Origin of the sequence: Anaerovorax odorimutans DSM 5092 (assembly GCF_000426305.1) — a bacterium.
Classification (GTDB): Bacteria; Bacillota; Clostridia; order Peptostreptococcales; family Anaerovoracaceae; genus Anaerovorax; species Anaerovorax odorimutans.
Genome location: NZ_AUFC01000008.1, coordinates 1 through 17,739, shown reverse-complemented (window position 1 = coordinate 17,739; position 17,739 = coordinate 1). Strand labels below are relative to the sequence as shown.

At 32.4% G+C, this 17,739-nt stretch carries 17 protein-coding genes and 1 riboswitch; of the genes, 16 read left to right on the top strand and 1 reads right to left on the bottom strand.

The window, feature by feature from the left end:
* Positions 1-22 precede the first annotated feature (22 nt).
* From ftsE to K292_RS0104195, 5 genes are read left to right on the top strand one after another with little or no spacing between them, the layout of a single operon-like run.
* Complete coding sequence (ftsE, locus tag K292_RS15940) at positions 23-769, top strand: cell division ATP-binding protein FtsE (RefSeq protein ID WP_084145894.1); 747 nt, start codon at positions 23-25, stop codon at positions 767-769.
* Positions 759-1,655 (top strand): permease-like cell division protein FtsX, encoded by an 897-nt coding sequence (ftsX, locus tag K292_RS0104210; protein ID WP_027398784.1) that lies wholly within the window; start codon positions 759-761, stop codon positions 1,653-1,655. The genes ftsE and ftsX overlap by 11 nt, the downstream gene beginning before the upstream one ends.
* A gap of 29 nt (positions 1,656-1,684) precedes the next feature.
* A complete protein-coding gene (locus K292_RS0104205; RefSeq protein WP_027398783.1) occupies positions 1,685-2,812 on the top strand; it encodes a murein hydrolase activator EnvC family protein in 1,128 nt (375 codons plus the stop codon).
* Positions 2,813-2,872: 60 nt separating this feature from the next.
* The gene (gene recJ / locus K292_RS0104200; RefSeq protein WP_027398782.1) at positions 2,873-4,558 is read left to right on the top strand and encodes a single-stranded-DNA-specific exonuclease RecJ; all 1,686 of its coding nucleotides are present in this window, start codon (positions 2,873-2,875) and stop codon (positions 4,556-4,558) included.
* Entirely contained in the window at positions 4,536-5,720 is a 1,185-nt protein-coding gene (locus tag K292_RS0104195) for a S41 family peptidase (protein ID WP_037372480.1), read from the top strand. The genes recJ and K292_RS0104195 overlap by 23 nt, the downstream gene beginning before the upstream one ends.
* A 73-nt stretch (positions 5,721-5,793) precedes the next feature.
* On the opposite strand, the gene K292_RS0104190 is transcribed toward K292_RS0104195, so the two are convergent.
* Positions 5,794-6,906 (bottom strand): M20 metallopeptidase family protein, encoded by a 1,113-nt coding sequence (locus K292_RS0104190; protein WP_027398780.1) that lies wholly within the window; start codon positions 6,904-6,906, stop codon positions 5,794-5,796.
* 98 nt (positions 6,907-7,004) lie between these two features.
* A riboswitch (Lysine riboswitch) is annotated at positions 7,005-7,171 on the top strand.
* A 207-nt stretch (positions 7,172-7,378) separates the two neighbouring features.
* Here K292_RS0104190 and lysA point away from each other — a divergent pair.
* The 11 genes from lysA to K292_RS0104135 form a co-directional block, all read left to right on the top strand.
* A complete protein-coding gene (gene lysA, locus K292_RS0104185; protein ID WP_027398779.1) occupies positions 7,379-8,671 on the top strand; it encodes a diaminopimelate decarboxylase in 1,293 nt (430 codons plus the stop codon).
* Positions 8,668-9,873 carry an aspartate kinase gene (locus tag K292_RS0104180; RefSeq protein WP_027398778.1) on the top strand — a complete coding sequence of 402 codons (1,206 nt, stop codon included), beginning with the start codon at positions 8,668-8,670 and terminating at the stop codon, positions 9,871-9,873. Before lysA ends, K292_RS0104180 begins: the two co-directional genes overlap by 4 nt.
* An 8-nt stretch (positions 9,874-9,881) precedes the next feature.
* Complete coding sequence (gene dapF, locus K292_RS0104175) at positions 9,882-10,784, top strand: diaminopimelate epimerase (RefSeq protein WP_027398777.1); 903 nt, start codon at positions 9,882-9,884, stop codon at positions 10,782-10,784.
* On the top strand, positions 10,775-11,674 hold the full coding sequence (gene dapA / locus K292_RS0104170; protein ID WP_330364915.1) for a 4-hydroxy-tetrahydrodipicolinate synthase: 900 nt from the start codon (positions 10,775-10,777) through the stop codon (positions 11,672-11,674). Before dapF ends, dapA begins: the two co-directional genes overlap by 10 nt.
* A gap of 9 nt (positions 11,675-11,683) precedes the next feature.
* Positions 11,684-12,376 carry a 2,3,4,5-tetrahydropyridine-2,6-dicarboxylate N-acetyltransferase gene (gene dapD, locus K292_RS0104165; protein WP_027398775.1) on the top strand — a complete coding sequence of 231 codons (693 nt, stop codon included), beginning with the start codon at positions 11,684-11,686 and terminating at the stop codon, positions 12,374-12,376.
* 256 nt (positions 12,377-12,632) lie between these two features.
* Positions 12,633-12,896, top strand: a complete 264-nt coding sequence (locus K292_RS0104160; protein WP_027398774.1) for a TM1266 family iron-only hydrogenase system putative regulator — start codon at positions 12,633-12,635, stop codon at positions 12,894-12,896.
* A 13-nt stretch (positions 12,897-12,909) separates the two neighbouring features.
* Entirely contained in the window at positions 12,910-13,956 is a 1,047-nt protein-coding gene (gene hydE, locus K292_RS0104155; RefSeq protein WP_027398773.1) for a [FeFe] hydrogenase H-cluster radical SAM maturase HydE, read from the top strand.
* A 22-nt stretch (positions 13,957-13,978) separates the two neighbouring features.
* Positions 13,979-15,397, top strand: coding sequence for a [FeFe] hydrogenase H-cluster radical SAM maturase HydG (gene hydG, locus K292_RS0104150; RefSeq protein ID WP_027398772.1), 1,419 nt, complete (start codon positions 13,979-13,981; stop codon positions 15,395-15,397).
* 13 nt (positions 15,398-15,410) lie between these two features.
* Positions 15,411-16,604: a [FeFe] hydrogenase H-cluster maturation GTPase HydF gene (hydF, locus tag K292_RS0104145; protein ID WP_027398771.1), complete on the top strand. Its 1,194-nt coding sequence runs from the start codon at positions 15,411-15,413 to the stop codon at positions 16,602-16,604.
* A 100-nt stretch (positions 16,605-16,704) separates the two neighbouring features.
* Positions 16,705-17,328 (top strand): HD-GYP domain-containing protein, encoded by a 624-nt coding sequence (locus tag K292_RS0104140; RefSeq protein WP_037372477.1) that lies wholly within the window; start codon positions 16,705-16,707, stop codon positions 17,326-17,328.
* 143 nt (positions 17,329-17,471) lie between these two features.
* Positions 17,472-17,739: transposase (locus tag K292_RS0104135; protein WP_037372473.1), on the top strand; the 268-nt coding region annotated here is incomplete at its 3' end.

Below are 17,739 nucleotides of genomic sequence, written 5' to 3'. Positions count from 1 at the left end.
TGAGAAAGGTCTTAGATAGGTTATGATTGAATTTAACAATGTAACGAAATCATATGGAGAGAACATAGGAATAAAAGATGTAAATATTAAGATAAATAAAGGGGATTTTTGTTTTTTGGTAGGACCAAGCGGTGCGGGAAAGTCCACTTTTATAAAGCTTATTTTAAAAGAAATTGAAGCAGATAAGGGAAGTATACTTGTAAATGATATGGAAATTACAAATATCGCAAATAGATTTATTCCTAAATTAAGAAGAAGTACTGGGATTGTATTTCAAGATTTTAGACTTCTTCCTAAAAAAACCGTGTTTGAAAATGTGGCCTTTGCCATGGAAATTATACATATGAGTCGCAGATCAATAAGAAGACAAGTTCCCCAGGTATTAAGCCTTGTGGGTATCAGTTCTAAGGCTGATAAATATCCAAATGAGCTTTCAGCTGGAGAACAGCAAAGAGTTGCCATTGCAAGAGCCATTGTAAATAATCCAACGGTATTAATCGCCGACGAGCCTACAGGAAATTTAGATCCTGATACTGCATGGGAGATTATGAGACTTTTAGAGCAGATTAATCTTCGAGGCACCACAATAGTTATGGTAACCCACGCTAAAGACATAGTAGATCGAATGGGAAAACGTGTAATCGCCATTGAAAAAGGACATGTCATCAGAGATGACAGAGGTGGTGCATACGAAAAACAGGAGGAGAAGAAGAAACTTCATACTGGTATGTATATGTCAGGAGGTGTCTTTGACGCTTATGTTAGGTAGTATGGGATATGCCGTAAAACAAGCTTTTAAGCAGGTTTTAAGAAACAGGACTATGAGTGTTGCTTCAATGTTTTCTATAACAGCTATGTTGCTTATTTTAGGTTTGTTTTTTATTTTATTAGTAAATATTAATATGGTAACTGAAAGTGCTAAAAATCAGTTTGATATAGTTCAAATTTGTCTTTTGGATGACACGGACTACGAAGAATCAGAATATATGATAACGGAATTAAATGATATGCCGGAAGTGGATAATGCCAGTTATCTCAGCAGAGACGATGCTCTGGAAAAGTGGAAACTAAAATGGGGTGATAATGCTTATTTGCTTGATTCTGTAAAAGATGATAATCCTCTTCCTAATTCCATAGTAATAAAAGTTTTTCAATTAGAAAATATTGATAAAGTTGTCAGTAAGGCTAAATCTTTTGACGGTATACAAAAAATCAACTATTATGGCAGTGCTGTGGAGCAGATTATGAAGATTACAAAATTTATTCAATTAGGTGCCATGATAATAATTTTGTTTTTGGTAGTAGTTTCCGTTGTTGTTGTATCTAATACAGTAAAACTTACTGTTTTAGCAAGAGAGCGTGAAATCAGTATTATGAAATATGTTGGTGCTACGAATTGGTTTATAAGAGGCCCATTTTTGGTTGAGGGTATGCTTATTGGGCTTGTTTCGGCATTGCTGTCAGTAGCAATAATAAGTGTTATATATTATAAAATTGTAGAGTTGATCGGTCAAGAAATCATTGTAATGTTGTCAACAGCCATGGTCCCTAAAAACTTTTTAATATTTAATCTTGTTTGGATTTTTATTGCACTTGGAGTTAGTATTGGTGCTTGCGGCAGTATTATTTCAATGAGAAGGTTTTTGGATACTTAATAATTACAAATATTTAGGGGGGATATGTTTTGAAAAAAAGATTAGTTTCTTATACGCTACTTTTTCTGTTAATTGCTTCTGTATTATCGCTTGGTGCTATTTATGCTGATAAAAATGATGATTTAAATAAAGTAAAAAGCCAAATGAATCAAAAACAGTCTGAATTAAATAAAGGTAAGAATGAAGAAAAAAAATTAAGTAATCAAATTAAAGATATTGAATCGCAGATTAAAAAGGCTGAAGCTGAAGTATCCGGTTTGCAGGGAGATATTGATGAAACGGAAGGGAAAATTTCTAAAGTTAAACAGGAGCTTGAAAAAGTAGAGACCGAAATGGAAGATCAGAATGACAATCTGAATAAAAGATTAAGGGCTATGTATATGAATGGTGATTCTAGTTTCTTAGAAATTCTTTTAGGGTCAGAAGACATTACAGATTTTATTACAAATATGGATATGATTACAAAAATATTTGAAAATGATGTAAATATCTTAAAAACAATAGAGGCTCAGCTTAATCAAATAGAAGTGCAAAAAAATGAATTAGAGCAATTACAAGCTAAACTTGAAAAATCCAAAGATGAAGAAGCTCAAAAACAATTAAGTCTTCAGGATGACAGGAATAAAGTAGCCTCATTAAAGGCAGACGTTGCAGCTGATAATGCAGAATTGCAAAAACAGATGAATGCCATGGCAGCTGAAGCGGACAGGCTTACTGCAGAAATTAATGCACTTCAAGGCAATTCGGGAAATACTCAATATACAGGTAGCGGAAAACTTGCATGGCCTGTACCTGGTCAGTCTAGAGTTACTTCTGAATTTACTAATCGAATAAATCCTATTACAGGTAAGGCGGAAAAACACTTAGGTATAGATATAGCTGCACCTACAGGTACTAGTATTGTTGCAGCTGAATCGGGTACGGTAATAAAAGCAGGTTATAATAATAGTTATGGATATATGGTAATTATTGACCATGGAGGCGGAATTGCCACAGTTTACGGACATAACAGTAGGCTTGCGGTATCAGTAGGAACTGTAGTTGCCAGAGGTCAGACTATCTCATATGCAGGAAGTACAGGTATGTCAACAGGACCTCATTTACACTTTGAAGTTAGAGTAAATGGTCAATATCAAAACCCTAGAAATTGGTTATAAAAAGTAATTACATAACAAAATTTATTTTGCTTATCTTAATGGAGAGTTTTATATAATATAATGGAGACAATTCACCCTATTATTTTAAATATTTTAGAGAAGAGAGGTATATCCAACAAGTCAGATATACTTGAGTTTATATCTAAAAAACCTAAACTGACATATGATCCATTCTTGCTTCTTAATTTAGAAGCAGGAGTGGATTTAATCTTGTCTGCCATAAAATCTGATAAGAAGATTTGTATTTATGGTGATTATGATGCAGATGGAGTAACTTCCATTTGTTTAATGTTACAGGTGTTATCTCATCTTACTAACAATATTACATATTATATTCCATCAAGATTTAGTGAAGGATATGGATTAAATAAAAACGCTATAGATATAATCAAGAATCGGGGGACAGATCTAATAATCACAGTTGACTGTGGAAGTGTTTCTTTTGATGAAGTAGAATATGCAAAACAATTAGGAATGGATATTTTAGTAACGGATCATCATAATTTGAATGATAAACCAGTAGATTGCCTTTTAATTAATCCAAAACAAGAATTCTGTCAATATCCCTTTAAACATCTTGCAGGGTGCGGGGTGGCTTTTAAAGTTGCACAAGGTATACAAAGAAAAGCAAATCTGCCAAAATCTTTGCTTACAGAAGTATTGGATTTAGTGGCAATTGCCACAATAGGTGATATTGTACCTCTTATTGATGAAAACAGAACATTGGTTAAATATGGTCTTGAGGCAATAAACAAAGGCTATAGGAAGGGACTAAATGAATTAATTAAAAGTGTAGGACTTACAATAGGTAAGGTAAAATCTGATCATATAGCTTATGTTATAGTTCCTCATTTAAATGCAGCAGGCAGAATGTGTGATGCTAAAATCGGTGTCGATCTATTAATATCTAATGATGAAAATCAAATTAAAAAATCCGTAGATAGTCTAATAGAAAACAATAAAAAGAGAAAGAATATTCAAGAGGAAACATTTAAAAAATGTTTACAGTTAGTAGAGGAAAAGTATAAAGAAGATCTTTTCCTTATTATTGATGCTAAAGAAGCCCATGAAGGCATTGCGGGAATTGTGGCTGGTAAAGTAAAAGATAAAACCATAAAACCTACAATTATAGTAACTTTGGATAATGCAAATGATGTGGAAGGTGAGATATATTTAAAGGGAACGGGAAGAAGTATTGATGGTGTAGATTTATATAAATTGTTAAAAACACATGAGGAATTATTTGAAAAATTTGGTGGACATTCAGGAGCTTGTGGGTTTAAAATAAAAGCAGAGTCTATAAATTTACTTAGGGAATCATTAAATGAAGATGTTAAAGAAATTTTACAATCAAACCCCCATATTTTTGAGGAAAAAATAAATATTGATGCAGAGATCATAAATGAAGATATTAATTTTAATTTTATAAACCAACTTGAAGAACTAGAACCTTTTGGTCATAAAAATGAAAAACCTATATTTGAAATGAAAAATATTAAAGCGTCCAAGGTTACATATATGGGAAAAGATAAGCAACATGTAAAATTTAATGTTCAAGATAATAATAAAGTTTTGACTTGTGTGCTATTTAATTATTTAAAGGAATATAATGAAATAAAGTCTGATTTTAGCTATACAATTATTGGTTATCCGGACGTAAATGTCTGGAATGGAAAATCTCAGATTCAAATGTTAATACGTAAAATAAGTGAGGATATAAAATATGTTAATGATGAAAAAACGTAATTTTCTGTTTTTAATGATTATTGCGGTACTTATTGGTGCATTGATTACTGCAGGAGTTGTATATTTTATAGGAACAATGTCCGGTGGTTATGTATCAATTACAAAGGATGATTATGAAAAATATAAGCTTATGAAGTCAAAATATGGGAAGTTAGATGAACTTCAGTCTTATATTGATAAAAATTATTATATTCCCCCAGATGAAAAAAAATTGGAAGAGGGTATGTATAAAGGACTATTTTGGGGACTTGGAGATCCGTATTCTTCATATTTGACAGCAGATGAATATGAACAAATGAAAGTGGCTATTACTGGCGAATATGGGGGAGTAGGTGTAACTATTGCGGCAGATGATGAAGGCTACATTACAGTTGTTGCTCCCATGGATGATTCCCCTGCTGATAAAGCAGGAATAGAGACAGGAGACAGGATAATAAAGATAGATGGTAAAGCCTATGACAGTCTTTCTCTGGATAAAGCAGCTTCAGTTCTAAGAGGAAAAGCGGGGACAAAGGTGGATGTAACCATTCTTAGAGGTAAAGAAACTTTAGAATGTTCTCTTACTCGTGCAAATATTGTTACACATACTGTAAAAGCTAAAACTTTGGATGATAATATAGGTTATATAAGAATTACAGGATTTGAAGAAAATACAGCTGATGAATTTTCAAAGGAACTTAGAAACTTTGAAAAGAAAGAAGTTAAAGGTTTGGTTATTGACCTTCGTGATAATGGAGGTGGTCTAGTGAATATTGGGGTAGATATTGCAGATTTGCTGCTTCCTGAAGGTGTTGTTACTTATACAAAGGATAGAAATGGAGAACGATATGATTATAAATCAAAGACAGGTGCAACTAGCTTACCTTTTGTAGTATTGGTAAATGGGGGAACTGCAAGCACATCTGAAATTCTTACTAGTGCTATAAAAGATTATAAAGCTGGTAAGATCATAGGAACCACAACCTTTGGCAAGGGCATAATACAAAGCATAGAGCAACTTGATAACGGAGATGCTTTGAAACTTACAGTTATGCAGTATTTTTCACCTAAGGGAAATGTTATACATGAGAAAGGTGTGGAACCGGATATAGTAGTAGAAGCATTAGCTGATGATAAAGATGATGTACAGCTTAAGAAAGCAGTAGAAGTATTAGAAAAATAATAAGATAAGACTAAAAAACCTTTAAAGTATAGTATAACTTTAAAGGTTTTTTCATTTTAAAGAAATAAAAAAATTAAATACCTAATAATTTTTTATAAGCTTTAACTCCCAATTCTAATACATCTTCATCAAAATTAAATTTATCACTATGAAGTGGATATGTATCACCTATTCCGAGGAACATGAACATTCCTGGAATTTCCTGCAAATAAAATGAGAAGTCCTCAGCCTGCATATATGGAATTTCTATGTTTTTGAAAATAAATTCTTTTGATAATTTATTTTCTGCATCTTTAAAGACCTCCGGATCATTGATAACTGGAGGATATCCTTCATTGTACTCAACAATTATATTGCATTTATATTTTTCCTCATAATTTTTAGCTGTTTCTTTAATCCTTTTTAACATGAAATCAAAAATATCCATATTAAAACATCGCATAGTTCCATAAAAATGAGTATAGGCAGATATAATATTTCTGATTGTACCACTTTCTGCTTTACCAAATTTTAATAATTTAAATTCATCTTTTGGCACTTCTGTTTCAACCATTTTATATATATCACATAAGAATTGACAACCGATATAAAGAGAATCGATACCCTTATCAGCATTTGCACAGTGAGCACTTTTACCCTTAATAATAATGTCCATCTCAGTGGTTTTTGCCATTAAAGCATGAGGCCTTGATGCTATAGCATATTTTTCAACACCGGGCCATAGATGATATCCGTAAATTTTAGATACATTATATTTTGATAAAATACCTGTATCACATAATTTTTGTGCTCCTCCGCCTCCTTCTTCTGCCGGTTGAAATATTAGAAGAACGTTGCACGGAAGCTTATTTAAATTTTTTTCAATTTCATATGCTAGACCTAGAATCATAGCAATATGTCCATCGTGTCCACATGCATGCATAAGACCTGAATGTGATGACGAAAAATCCAGACCAGTGGATTCTGTTATGGGTAGTGCATCCATATCGCCTCTAAATGCTATGGTTTCATTATTTTTGTTTTTGCATTTAAAGTAAGCACATACAGCGGTACCATAGGGATTAATTATTTCACAGTTATATTCCTTTAAAATGTTTAAAATGTAAGCTTTGGTTTTATATTCTTCAAAGCCTAATTCGGGTATCTTGTGTAAATCTCTTCTGTATTTTTTTAATAATTCTTTCATGATAATTGATAATCCTCCAAGTAATATTAATTAATTTTATCATACTTTTTAAAAAAACACTTGCATTTTTTTATTATATTTAGTAAAATATAAACATTAACATTGATAGAGGCGCGAAGTAAATGAAGATGCAGGTAGCTGGCAAGCGATGATATGCATTGGAGGTATCCTTCGCCGAACTTATTTTACAGGCATGTAAAGTAAGTGGGTTCATGGTAAATAATCATGAGACTGTCTACTTTAAAGTAGGTGTGCTATCTTTAATGACCAATATTAATAGAAAACAGTTAATTGATAACTATGAACTATTATGAGTCAGTAAGGTATGCTTACTGGCTTTTTTTAATAGGTTTTAGAATCTATTAAGAAAGCCGCTTTTATGCGGCTTTTTGCATATAATTAAGAGATACAGAGACTATAAAAGTTAGTAGAAGTTATACTATAAAAAAATATAAGACGGAAAGGTAAAGAAATGAAAAATAATAAAAATATGATGTATATTGGTGGAGTGCCCTGTGATAAGTTAGCTGAAACTTGTGGTACGCCGTTATATATATATGATGAAAATGCCATTGAGGAAAGAATAAAAAATTATACAACATATTTTAAGTCTGACTTATTTGATACAGAAATTATTTATGCATCTAAAGCATTTGCTGCAAAAGCCATGTTTCAAATTGTAAATAAGTATGGTGCCAGCTTAGATGTTGTAAGCGGAGGGGAATTATATCTTGCAAAAGAGTCATCAGTTCCAATGGATAGGATTTATTTCCACGGCAATAATAAAACAGAAGAAGAACTTGATATAGCATTTAAATATGGATGCAAAACAATAGTTTTAGACAATTTAATGGAATGTGCAAAATTAATAGAAAAAGCAGAAGAGTATCAAAAAGAAATTCATGTAATCATTCGCATAAATCCGGGCGTAAATGCACATACGCATAAGTATATTGTAACTGGAGATCCTGACTCTAAATTTGGAGTTTTGATTGAAGATTATGAAAAAATTGTGAACATGATTAAAGTTATATCAGCTAGTAAATATGTAATATTTGACGGATTTCACAGTCATATAGGTTCACAAATTTTTGATATGGAAGCTTTTCATGTAACTGTTGAAAGAATGATTAAGCTTATAAAGAGATTGAAAGATGAAGATGATATTATTGTTAGATTTTTAAATTTAGGAGGCGGATTTGGAGTACATTATACTGATAATGATGATCCACTTACCATTAAGGAAATATCAAATTTACTAATAAAAAAATGTGAGACGGAAATAAAAAAACATGAAATAAAATTAGACAAAATTATGATAGAACCGGGACGTTCAATGGTTGCAGAAGCTGGATATACACTTTATACTATCGGTTTTAATAAGAAAACACCAAATAAAGAATATATTTTTATAGATGGGGGAATGAGTGATAACATCAGAGTTGCACTCTATCAGGCAAAATATGATTGTGATATAGCAAACAAAATGGATGAAGATAAGACAACGTGCTATTCTGTGGCAGGAAAATGCTGTGAATCAGGAGATATTTTAATAGAAAATGCAATGCTTCCTAAAGCAGAAGAGGATGATTTGCTTGTAGTTTATTCAACTGGTGCTTACGGTTATTCAATGGCAAATAATTATAATAAATTGCGAAGGCCTGCTGTAGTGTTTGCAAAGGATGGAAAGGCTCGCATTGTAATAAAAAGAGAAGATTATCAAGATATGACACGTTATGAAACTGATGAGGAGGTAAATATATGAACGTAGTACAAAAATACGGAGGAACTAGTGTAGATTCTATTGAAAAAATAAAGGCAATTGCTAAACATATTTCTAAAATCAGAAAAAATGGAGATGGGATCGTAATTGTTGCAAGTGCCATGGGTAAAACAACCAATGAGTTAATAGCACTTGCAAAAACTGTAGGTGAAGATGTACCAAAAAGAGAATTGGATGCTTTATTATCAACAGGGGAACAAAAAACAGTTGCATTACTTGCAATTGCACTTCAAAACTTAGGAGTCCCAGCAGTTTCCATGACAGGTTTTCAATCAGGGTTTATTACGAGCGACCAACATACTAAGGCTAGAATTAAGAAGATTAATACTAAACGAGTACAGCAGTTTATTGAAGAAGGTAAGGTTGTTGTTATTGCAGGTTTCCAGGGTATCAGTGAAACAGGAGACATTACTACGTTAGGCAGGGGAGGATCTGATACTACTGCAGTAGCTATTGCCGCACAGCTAGGCTGGGATTGCGAGATATATACTGATGTAGATGCTATTTACACTGCTGATCCTAAATTATATCCTAAAGCAAGAAAGCTTGACTCAATAACCTATGATGAAATGATGGAATTGTCTTCTATGGGTGCAGGAATATTAGAGACTAGAAGTGTAGAGCTTGCTAAAAAATTCGGTGTTAATTTATTTATTGGAAAATCATTAGAAACAGATAAAAAGAAGGGAACATATGTTATGAACGATAATATTTATATTGAAGATATGCCTATAACAGGTATTACTATTTCAGATGACAGCTCAATTTACTCTTTAAGAGATATGGAAAATGATGGTATTGCGATAGCTGATTTATTTAAGTTACTAGCTGATTTAAATGTTAATGTAGATATGATTTCAAAACAAACTTATGGTGACAATAAGTGTACTGTATCTTTTAGCTGTACTGATGACCAATCAAAGGCTCTAGATAAAGCTATAGAAGAAAATGAATTATTAAAATCAATAAAAATAGATAAACAAAATGATCTTTCTATCATTTCTTTAGTAGGTGTTGGAATGGCCACATCACCGGGTGTTGCCAGCGAAGTATTCTCAATTCTTGCAAGAGAAGGAATTATGTATTATCAGATAACAACATCAGAGATTTCAATTTCTGTAACAGTAAAAACAGCAGATAAAACTAAGGCAATGATTGCTTTTTGCGAAGCATTTGATTTATAGGTATTAAAATGATTAATTTTTCAAAATATCATGGATGTGGAAATGATTTTATAATAACAAGAGAAGCTGAGGTTTCAAATAAATCTTATTCTGAGCTGGCTCAAGCAGTATGCCATCGAAAAATAGGAATTGGTGCTGATGGGTTGATTATAGTAAAAGGTAGACCCGTTGAAGATGGTTTAGAGGATGGCGAAGATCCTTTAGAGATGGTTTTCTATAATTGTGACGGAAGCAGAGCGCCTATGTGCGGTAACGGCATACGTTGCTTTGCAAAGTATTGTTATGATGAAGAAATTTGCACAAGAAAAGAATATAAAATAGAGACTTTAGCAGGCACAATGGGTGTTAAAGTTGTAGAGACAGATCCTTTTTTAGTTGAAATAAATATGGGAAAACCTATATTTACTCCCGAAACATTTGGTGTAGATTCTGCGGAGAAAGACTTTTTAAAACAAACTATAATGGTTGATGGAGAAGCTGTACCGGTTAGCAGTTGTTTTATGGGAACGGTGCATACTGTTATCTGGTTAGAAGAGTTAAACCAGTTTGCTGGAGGTAAAGCCATAGACTTTAAAGAAGGTTCAAAATCTTATGAAATGTTAGAGAAACTTGGCAAAAGTATAGAAAGTCATCCAGTTTATAAAGAAAAAACCAACGTAAACATGGTAGAAGTAATTGATAGAAATACATTAAAACTACAAACTTATGAACGAGGTGTAGGAATGACCCTTGCATGTGGAACGGGTGCTTGCGCAAGTTTAGTTATAGGTGCATTAGAAAATAAATGCATGAGAGAAGTGGATGTAATATTACCATATGGGAAATTACATATTACACAAAAGGAAGACGGAGAAGTCATGATGAGAGGTCCTGCAGAAAAAATTTGTCAAGGAACTTTCAGTTGGATATAGAAAGGAAAAGTACGATGATTACAGGTTCAATGGTTGCATTAATTACTCCATTTTATGAAGATGGAAGCGTAAATTACGATAAATTAAGAGAATTAGTTGAATGGCATATAAAAGAAGGTACTTCAGGGATTGTTGCTTTAGGTACAACGGCAGAAACTCCTGCTCTTACAGTAACGGAGAAGGATGAAATTGCAAGAGTTTGTATTGAAACTGGAAAAGGCAAAATTCCCATTATCATAGGAAGTGGTTCAAATAATACTTTAGTTGCAAAAGAGCAGAGTCTTAAATATGAAAAAATGGGAGCTGACGGTTTATTAGTTATAACTCCTTATTATAATAAAACTAATAAATCCGGTATGATACATCATTTTAAAGAAGTTGCGGATGCAGTAAGTGTTCCTGTATATATATATAATGTTCCGGGAAGGACTGGATGTGCAATATCTTTTGAAGCATTGGAAGAATTAAGCAAACATCCAAATATTGTGGGAATTAAGGAAGCAAGCGGAGATATTTCTTTTGTTTCAAAAATTTCTAGATTAATTAACGAAAATTTCTCCATTTATTCCGGAAATGATGATATGATAATACCGTTGATGTCTTTAGGAGGAGCAGGAGTAATATCAGTTCTTGCTAATGTCATTCCAAAAGAGACCCAGAAACTTGCTCAGTCATATTGGGACGGAGATATGAAGACGGCCAAAGAAATGCAGTTAAAATATTTAGATTTTATTAATGCATTATTTATTGAGACAAATCCTATTCCTGTTAAAGAAGCAATGAATCAAGCAGGAATGAATGTAGGAGGATATCGTCTTCCTTTGTGTGAAATGGAAGAAAGCACAAAACAGAAATTAGTAGACACAATGAAAGCATTAAAATTAGTATAGGAGATGAGTATGGAAGCAAAAGAAATAATTCAGTACATTAAAGATTCAAAAAAGAAAACACCGGTAAAGGTATATTTAAAAGAAAAGAAACCTATTAATTTTCCGCGTTGTCAGGTTTTTGGATATGTAGATAAGATTGTATTTGGTGATTGGGAAATCATAAAGCCCATATTGGATGAAAACAGAGATAAAATTGAAGATATTGTAATTGAAAATGACAGCAGAAATTCTGCAATTCCAATGCTTGATATGAAAAATATAAATGCTAGAATTGAGCCAGGTGCAATTATAAGAGAACAAGTTGAAATTGGTGACCAAGCGGTAATTATGATGGGAGCTATTATTAATATCGGATCTATAATCGGCGATAATACAATGATTGATATGGGTGTGGTATTAGGAGGCAGAGCTACTGTTGGCAAAAATTGTCACATAGGAGCAGGAACTGTTCTTGCTGGTGTGATTGAGCCACCAAATGCAAAACCTGTAGTTATAGAAGACGATGTGGTTATTGGTGCCAATGCAGTTGTTTTAGAAGGTGTCAGAGTTGGAAAAGGTTCTGTTGTGGCAGCCGGTGCAGTTGTAATAGAAGATGTACCTCCAAATACTGTTGTAGGTGGAATTCCAGCAAAGAAAATTAAAGAAAAAGATGCAAGAGCAATTGAAAAAACAGAAATTGTTGATGCATTGAGACAATTATAATTTATAGCAGGAGATAATTTATTAAATCTTTAAGGTATAATAAAAATTTGATTATTGCTTTCTTATAATGGGTATAGTAAAATGTAAATACAAAGTAACCGTACTGAGTATGAGGGTACGTCCCAAGTAAGAAGGCGAATGTATAGTAATAATACCTTACAAAAATTAATGATTATTTTTAGTTAGGTGAATATCTATCCTTGTGCCTTTACGGCATAAGGATTTTTTTATTCAATGAAGGTAAGGAGGAACATTAATGGAAACAAGAATTGCTTTAATAGGAATTATAGTAGAGAATCAAAATTCAGCAGAATCAATAAATGGAATCTTACATGAATATGGAGATTATATTGTAGGGAGAATGGGGGTTCCTTATGCTAAAAAAGGAATATCTGTTATCAGCGTAATCGTAGATGCTCCAAATGATATAATCAGCACAATTTCAGGTAAGTTAGGAATGATTCCAAATGTAAGTACAAAGACTGTATATTCAAAGATGCCTGATTCAGATAAAAAATAAAAGGCAGGTATATATGAAAAAACTAATAGATCAGTTGGAAAAAGAGAAGATATTATCAAGGAAAGATTTTATATATCTTTTGGAAAATTATGACGATGAAATTCGTAATTATTTGGCTGAAAAAGCTCGTAATATAACTGTTAAGCAGTTTGGAAATAAAATATATACAAGAGGTCTTATTGAAATAAGTAATTATTGCAAAAATGATTGTTATTATTGTGGTATTCGATGCAGTAATAAAAAGGTAGAAAGATACAGACTTAATAAAGATGATATTATGTCATGCTGTAAAACAGGATATGATTTGGGATTTCGTACTTTTGTTATGCAGGGTGGGGAGGACAATTATTTTACAGACGATATTATTGTAGATATTATTAAAAGTATTAAAGATTTGTATAGTGATTGTGCAATTACATTATCCTTAGGTGAAAAATCTTATGAATCTTATTTCCGTTATTTTCAAGCAGGAGCAGATAGGTATTTGTTGAGACATGAAACAGCATGTGAAGATCATTATAAGAAATTACATCCACACATATTAAGTTTAAAGAACAGAAAAGAATGTTTATTTAATTTAAAGAAAATAGGATATCAAACGGGGACAGGTTTTATGGTAGGATCACCTTACCAGACTGCAGAAAATATTGTTGAAGATTTGTATTTCATTAAAGAATTGTCACCTGAAATGATTGGAATAGGGCCTTTTATTCCACATGTTGATACGCCTTTTGGTAATAAAAATTCAGGGGAAATGAACCTTACTCTATTACTTATTTCCATATTAAGGCTGATGATTCCAAATTCCATGATTCCTACAACTACTGCATTAGGAACGATTCATCCAAATGGCAGAGAAGAAGGAATTTTAGCGGGAGCAAATGTGGTTATGCCTAATTTATCGCCTATTTCAGTAAGAAAAAAATATTCTCTTTATAACAATAAAATCTGTACTAAGGAAGAAGCAGCAGAAAGCAGAAATCTTCTGCAGGAAAGAATGAAAAAAATAGGATATGAATTGTCAATAGACAAAGGAGATTTTAAACCAATTATAATTTAATTTAATCAAAAAGGAGCACAAAATGTATAACGTAAAATCAAGTAAAGCAGAAGAATTTATTAATGATGAGGAAATTTTAGAAACGTTGGATTATGCTAAGAAAAACAAATCCAACAGAGAACTGATTACTTCTATTTTGGAACATGCAAAAGAATGTAAAGGGCTAACACATCGTGATGCTGCAGTATTATTAGAATGTGATTTAGAGGATATAAATGAAGAAATAAAAAAACTAGCTAAAGAAATTAAACAGAAGATCTATGGAAACCGTATAGTTATGTTTGCGCCTTTATATCTTTCTAATTATTGTGTAAATGGGTGTGTATACTGTCCATATCATAGCTGTAATGAACATATTACTCGTAAAAAATTAAGTCAGGAAGAAATAAAAAATGAGGTAATTGCACTTCAAGATATGGGGCATAAGCGTCTTGCTCTAGAGGCAGGAGAAGACCCTGTTAATAATCCTATAGAGTATATCTTAGACAGCATAAAAACTATTTATAGTATTAAACATAAGAATGGAGCAATTCGCAGAGTTAATGTAAATATTGCAGCGACCACTGTTGAGAATTATCATAAATTAAAGGAAGCAGAAATAGGTACTTATATTTTATTCCAGGAAACATATAATAAAAAAAATTATGAAGAATTACATCCAACAGGACCAAAGAGTGACTATGCTTATCATACAGAGGCAATGGACAGAGCCATGGATGGGGGGATAGATGATGTAGGTATTGGTGTATTGTTTGGTCTTAATTTATACAGATATGATTTTGTAGGTATTTTAATGCATGCTGAACATCTTGAAGCTGCTAAAGGAGTAGGCCCTCATACTATTAGTGTTCCTCGTATTTGTCCTGCTGATGATATTGATCCAAATTCATTCAGCAATGCTATTTCAGATGAAATCTTTGAAAAGATTGTAGCTGTACTTCGTATAGCTGTTCCATATACGGGAATGATTATCTCCACACGTGAAAGTGTGAAAGTTCGTGAGAAGGTATTAGAACTTGGAGTTTCTCAGATAAGTGGAGGTTCAAGAACTAGTGTAGGAGGATATGTTGAGAAGGAAGATGATGAACATAATTCAAGTCAGTTTGATGTCACTGATACTCGTACATTAGATGAAGTTATAAACTGGCTTGTAGGTTTAGGCTTTATACCTAGTTTTTGTACAGCCTGTTATCGTGAAGGCAGGGTAGGAGACCGTTTTATGCAGTTAGCTAAAACAGGTCAAATAGCAAACTGCTGTCAGCCAAATGCTTTAATGACATTAAAAGAATATCTTGAAGATTATGCATTACCGGATACAAAACAAAAAGGTGAAATACTGATAAATAATGAACTAGAGCATGTTCCATATGAAAAGGTTAAAAATATTACAATTAAGAATTTAGATGAGATTTCAAAGGGAAAGAGAGATTTCCGCTTTTAATGGAGGATTATGAATGAGTTTAAACAAAACACCAAGAGCAAGCAGGCTTCATATTGGTATCTTCGGAAAGAGAAACAGCGGGAAGTCAACTCTTATTAATGCATTGACAGGACATAATATTGCCCTTGTTTCAGATGTAGCAGGAACAACAACGGACCCTGTATATAAGTCTATGGAAATACATGGAATCGGCCCATGTGTATTGATTGATACGGCAGGATTTGATGATATAGGAGACCTTGGATTACTTAGAGTAGAAAAAACTAAAGAAGCTGCGAAAAAAACAGATATTGCACTTGTTGTTTGCGCTGATGAAGAACTTAGTGAAGAGCTAAAGTGGATCTCTTTGTTTAAGAAAAATAAAACGCCGGTAATTGTAGTTATAAATACGATGGATTCATTGACTGATGTACAGAATATTTATGACTTTATTAAAAAAGAATGTGATGAGGAAGCTCTTATAGTCAACGCTAAGACAAAAGAAGGAGTGGAACAAATCCGTGATAAAATTATTCGTAAGCTTCCAGAAGACTATGAATGTAAGAGTATTACGGGTGATTTGGTAAGTGCGGAGGATACAGTATTACTAGTTATGCCTCAGGATATACAGGCTCCAAAGGGAAGACTGATTTTACCTCAAGTTCAGACTATAAGAGATTTATTGGATAAGAAGTGCATTGTTATAAGCTGTACTACTGATAAATTAAAACAGGCATTAGATTCTTTAAAAGAACCACCTAAATTAATAATTACAGATTCTCAAGTTTTTAAAACAGTGTATGAAAATAAGCCACAAGAAAGTAGACTTACATCATTTTCTGTACTATTTGCAGGTTATAAGGGAGATATTAAATATTATGCAGAAAGTGCAGCTGCTATTGAAAGTCTTACAGAAGATTCAAGAGTACTTATTGCAGAGGCATGTACCCATGCTCCTTTAGAAGAAGATATTGGAAGGGAGAAAATTCCTGCTATGCTTCGCAAAAAAATTGGCAGAGGGTTATCTGTTGATATAGTAAGCGGAACTGATTTCCCTGCAGATTTATCTAAATATGACTTGATAATTCAATGTGGAGCATGTATGTTTAATAGAAAATATGTGCTAAACCGTATTGAAGAAGCAAGAAAGCAAAAAATCCCAATGACTAATTATGGTATTTCTATTGCTTATTTGTCTGGAATCTTAGATAAGATAGATTTAAATTGACAAAATAATATTAGAGTGATATAGTTAACAAGGTTAAAGTTAGTATCAACTAACTTTAACCTTAGTTATATTTTATTTAAAATATCAAAGGTGTAACAATATGAAAGAAAAGGAACTAGCTTTAGATTTGCAATTATTATTTTTTCATGATTTAATTGAAAGTATTGTTGCAGCTCTTGAAGCAAAGGACAAATATACGGCCAAGCATTCATGCAGAGTAAGTGATATGACAGAACAACTTTGCAGTTTTATGAATTTAGATAAAACAGAAAGTGAAATAATACATATGGCTGCACATGTGCATGACATTGGTAAAATTGGAATTCCGGACAGTATACTATTGAAACCGGAGCGGTTATCTTTAGAAGAATGGGAAGTTATGAAAACACATCCCGAAATAGGAGCAAATATCTTAAATAAGTCATCAAGCTTGCAAGAAATTTCTAAAATTGTATTGCATCATCATGAACGTTGGGATGGAAATGGATATCCGCATGGACTATTACATGAAGCTATTCCTCTTGGCTCGAGAATAATAGCAATCTGTGATTCCATAGATGCCATGCTTAGTTACAGATCTTATAAGAAGGCTTTAACGGAAGAAGAATGTAAGTTAGAAATAATAAAGAATTCGGGGAAAATGTATGATCCTAAAATTATAGAATGTCTGTTATTAAATTGGTATGAAATGATAAAACATTATAAAGATAGTTCAAATATGTAGTTTTTAATAATTATAAATTTGAATATGTTGCAAATTATAGCTATAAGACTATATTTAAAGGAGACTGTGAAAAAAAGTCTGTAAAATATTAAAACTATATAGCTTTCTATGATAAAATCAAATTATTATAGGAGGCTATTTTTATGGCAAAGAAAAATGTGTACAAAGTTGGTCCATTGACCGAAGGGAAGAAAAACATTATTGCAAGTTTAATTGAAGAGTATGATATCGAAACAGCAGAAGATATTCAAGATGCTTTGAAAGATTTGCTTGGAGGTACTATTAAAAGTATGATGGAATCTGAAATGGATGATCATTTAGGCTATAGCAAATCAGAAAGAAGTTCTAATCCTAACTATCGCAATGGTAGTAAATCCAAACATGTTAGAAGTAGTTATGGAGAATTTAACA

Excerpts from the sequence above, each read along its gene's own strand:
- ftsE (WP_084145894.1), top strand. The coding sequence starts at position 23 with ATGATTGAATTTAACAATGTAACGAAATCATATGGAGAGAACATAGGA.
- ftsX (WP_027398784.1), top strand. The coding sequence starts at position 759 with ATGTTAGGTAGTATGGGATATGCCGTAAAACAAGCTTTTAAGCAGGTT.
- recJ (WP_027398782.1), top strand. The coding sequence starts at position 2,873 with ATGGAGACAATTCACCCTATTATTTTAAATATTTTAGAGAAGAGAGGT.
- K292_RS0104195 (WP_037372480.1), top strand. The coding sequence starts at position 4,536 with ATGTTAATGATGAAAAAACGTAATTTTCTGTTTTTAATGATTATTGCG.
- K292_RS0104190 (WP_027398780.1), bottom strand. The coding sequence starts at position 6,906 with ATGAAAGAATTATTAAAAAAATACAGAAGAGATTTACACAAGATACCC.
- lysA (WP_027398779.1), top strand. The coding sequence starts at position 7,379 with ATGAAAAATAATAAAAATATGATGTATATTGGTGGAGTGCCCTGTGAT.
- K292_RS0104180 (WP_027398778.1), top strand. The coding sequence starts at position 8,668 with ATGAACGTAGTACAAAAATACGGAGGAACTAGTGTAGATTCTATTGAA.
- dapF (WP_027398777.1), top strand. The coding sequence starts at position 9,882 with ATGATTAATTTTTCAAAATATCATGGATGTGGAAATGATTTTATAATA.
- dapD (WP_027398775.1), top strand. The coding sequence starts at position 11,684 with ATGGAAGCAAAAGAAATAATTCAGTACATTAAAGATTCAAAAAAGAAA.
- K292_RS0104160 (WP_027398774.1), top strand. The coding sequence starts at position 12,633 with ATGGAAACAAGAATTGCTTTAATAGGAATTATAGTAGAGAATCAAAAT.
- hydE (WP_027398773.1), top strand. The coding sequence starts at position 12,910 with ATGAAAAAACTAATAGATCAGTTGGAAAAAGAGAAGATATTATCAAGG.
- hydG (WP_027398772.1), top strand. The coding sequence starts at position 13,979 with ATGTATAACGTAAAATCAAGTAAAGCAGAAGAATTTATTAATGATGAG.
- hydF (WP_027398771.1), top strand. The coding sequence starts at position 15,411 with ATGAGTTTAAACAAAACACCAAGAGCAAGCAGGCTTCATATTGGTATC.
- K292_RS0104140 (WP_037372477.1), top strand. The coding sequence starts at position 16,705 with ATGAAAGAAAAGGAACTAGCTTTAGATTTGCAATTATTATTTTTTCAT.